Origin of the sequence: Mycolicibacterium houstonense, assembly GCF_900078665.2 — a bacterium.
Taxonomy (GTDB): domain Bacteria; phylum Actinomycetota; class Actinomycetes; order Mycobacteriales; family Mycobacteriaceae; genus Mycobacterium; species Mycobacterium houstonense.
The window spans coordinates 1,462,704-1,465,218 of the sequence record NZ_LT546207.1 but is presented as its reverse complement, the minus strand read 5'-3'; the positions used below and the strand labels follow the sequence as shown (position 1 = coordinate 1,465,218).

General features: G+C 69.3%; 3 protein-coding genes. 1 reads left to right on the top strand and 2 read right to left on the bottom strand.

Annotated elements, in window-relative coordinates:
• Together BN4332_RS07355 and BN4332_RS07350 are read right to left on the bottom strand one after the other, a co-directional pair.
• On the bottom strand, positions 1–766 hold a 766-nt coding region (locus tag BN4332_RS07355; RefSeq protein WP_066897855.1), incomplete at its 3' end, for an endopeptidase.
• Between the two features lie 152 nt (positions 767–918).
• Positions 919–1,185 (bottom strand): hypothetical protein, encoded by a 267-nt coding sequence (locus BN4332_RS07350; RefSeq protein WP_066897854.1) that lies wholly within the window; start codon positions 1,183–1,185, stop codon positions 919–921.
• A 183-nt stretch (positions 1,186–1,368) separates the two neighbouring features.
• Between BN4332_RS07350 and BN4332_RS07345 the strand changes: the two genes are divergently transcribed.
• Positions 1,369–2,515 (top strand): DEDD exonuclease domain-containing protein (locus BN4332_RS07345; RefSeq protein WP_110810214.1); only part of this gene is annotated, 1,147 nt, incomplete at its 3' end.

Here is a 2,515-nt window from a genome sequence, read left to right as displayed (position 1 = left end):
CGGGCGGGGCGACGTCACCCGGCGGGATCCCGTTCGGCGGGTCGGCCAACACGGCCGGGTCCTGCGCTGGTGGCAACGCCTCAGGTGCCGGTACGGGTGGGGCCGCCGGGACCGCTGCCAGCGCTTCCCGCTGACCGGGAGACAACGACTGGTACTGCGACTTGACGACGGCGATCTGGACCTGCAGCTGGCTTTGCTTGGATTGCAGGTCGGCGCGCACTGCGGCGGCCTGCTCGGCCGCGGTCTTGGCGTCTGCGGCCGATTTCGCCGATTCCCGCTCGGCTGCCGCGGCCTTCTCGCCCACCGTGCGGAAGTTCTTCATCTGGGCCGACATCTCGGTCGCCATCACCCGCTGCACGGCCAGCTGCTCGATCAGCTGCTGCGGTGAACCCGCGGTCAGGATGGCATCCACCCCGGACGTACGGCCGCCCATGTACTGGGCCGCAGCAACCTTGTTGACCGAGGTCTGGAAGGTTGCCAGCTGGGTCTTGGCCTGGTCGACCGCCGCAGTGTCGGCGGCATGCTTCTTCTCCGCGGCCTCTTGGGCGGCAAGCTTGTTGTTCAGGTCGAGCTGCGCGGAGTGCATGGCCTCGGTCGTCTGCTCAGCCTGGCGGGACAGCTCGTTGAGCTTTGCCAGAGCATCGTCGGCAGGGTCGGCCTGCGAATTGGCGGCGAGCAGTCCGGACATCATGGTCAAGCCCGCTATTGCACCTACAACGGGTCGCTTGAAACGACTTGTGGGCCGGTGCGCGCGCTCGTGCCTCAAGTTTTTGTCCTCACAACTGGCGATGGCGAGCCGCCTCGAACTGCTCTTAGGTCTCAGATAGGTTACGAAACGGCATCGGGCTTGTCCAACAGAAGCTGCAAATTTAACAGCCCGGCCTGGATATTTTCCTGTGCGCCAAGGGATGCGTGTCGTCAGGCGACCCCGGACCGGCCCTCCCGGTGAATCGGGACGAGCCGCAGCCGTGGCGCAAGGCCCACGTCAGCGAGCACTTCCAGCGCCCGACGCTCGTCGTCCAGCAAAGTTTCCGGCACGCCGAGCAACACGCTGACGACACAGTCCTGACACCCCGGCCCCCGAACCGCGCAGTCGTCGCAGTCGATGGTCACGCCGTCGGTGTGGGGCGTGGCGGGGTGGGGTTCATCGGCGTAGGACCACCCGTCCTGCCGCACTCCACTCATCTTGACCGTCCTCTCGATCGGTGTTGGGCGCACGGTATCGCCGGGTGCCGACAAGTAGCGGAGCGGATTGGAGCGAAGGGCCCGACAAGTAGCGGAGCGGATTGGAGCGAAGGGCCCGACAAGCCCGATCCGGCGGCGCGTGCCCGGCGAAGTTTGTCGGGGGCAGCACTTACCGTCACTGCCATGGGCCAGCGCAACACCGCCGACGCCGAGCAGCTGGCCTTGAACCTCGATGCGGCGTTCGAGTCGGTCTCGCTGGCCGACACCACCTTCGTGGTGGTGGACCTCGAGACCACCGGCGGCCGCGCCACCGCCAAGACTCCGGGCGACGGGTACGACGCCATCACCGAGATCGGCGCGGTCAAGGTCCGCGGCGGTGAGGTGCTCGGCGAGCTGGCCACCCTCGTCGATCCCGGCCGCGCCATCCCACCGCAGATCGTCGAGCTCACCGGGATCACCACCGCGATGGTGCGTGACGCGCCGCGCATCGACGCCGTCCTGCCCTCGTTCCTCGAATTCTGCAGGGGCGCGGTGCTGGTCGCCCACAACGCGGGATTCGACATCGGGTTCCTGCGGGCGGCGGCCCAGCGGGCCCAGATCGGGTGGCCGCGGCCACCGGTGCTGTGCACGGTGAAACTCGCCCGCCGCGTCCTCACCAGGGACGAGGCGCCGAGCGTGAAGCTGTCGGCACTGGCCCGGCTGTTCGGTGCGTCCACCACGCCCACCCACCGCGCGCTCGACGATGCCCGCGCCACCGTCGACGTCCTGCACGGGCTCATCGAACGCGTCGGCAACCAGGGCATCCACACCTACGCCGATCTGCGCTCGTACCTGCCGGACGTCACCCCGGCACAGCGGCGCAACCGGGCTCTGGCCGACCGGCTGCCCAACCGGCCGGGCGTGTACCTGTTCCGCGGCCCGTCGGCCGAGGTGCTCTACGTCGGCACCGCGGTCGATCTGCGCCGGCGGGTCCGGCAGTACTTCACCGGCGCCGACCCCCGGGCCCGGATGAAGGAGATGGCCTCGCTGGCCACGGCGGTCGATCACGTCGAGTGCGCGCATGACCTGGAGGCCGGGGTCCGCGAACTACGGCTGCTCGCCGCGCACGCACCGCCGTACAACCGGCGCTCCAAGTTTCCGCAACGGTGGTGGTGGGTGGCACTGACCGACGAGGCTTTTCCCAGGTTGTCGACGGTGCGAAACCCGGGACCCCGCACGGCTTTCGGGCCATTCTCGGCCCGGTCCGACGCGGTGCAGTCGGCCGCGCTGCTGGCCCGGTTCACCGGGCTGCGTACCTGCACGGCCCGCTTCGGCGCGGCGGGGGCCCACC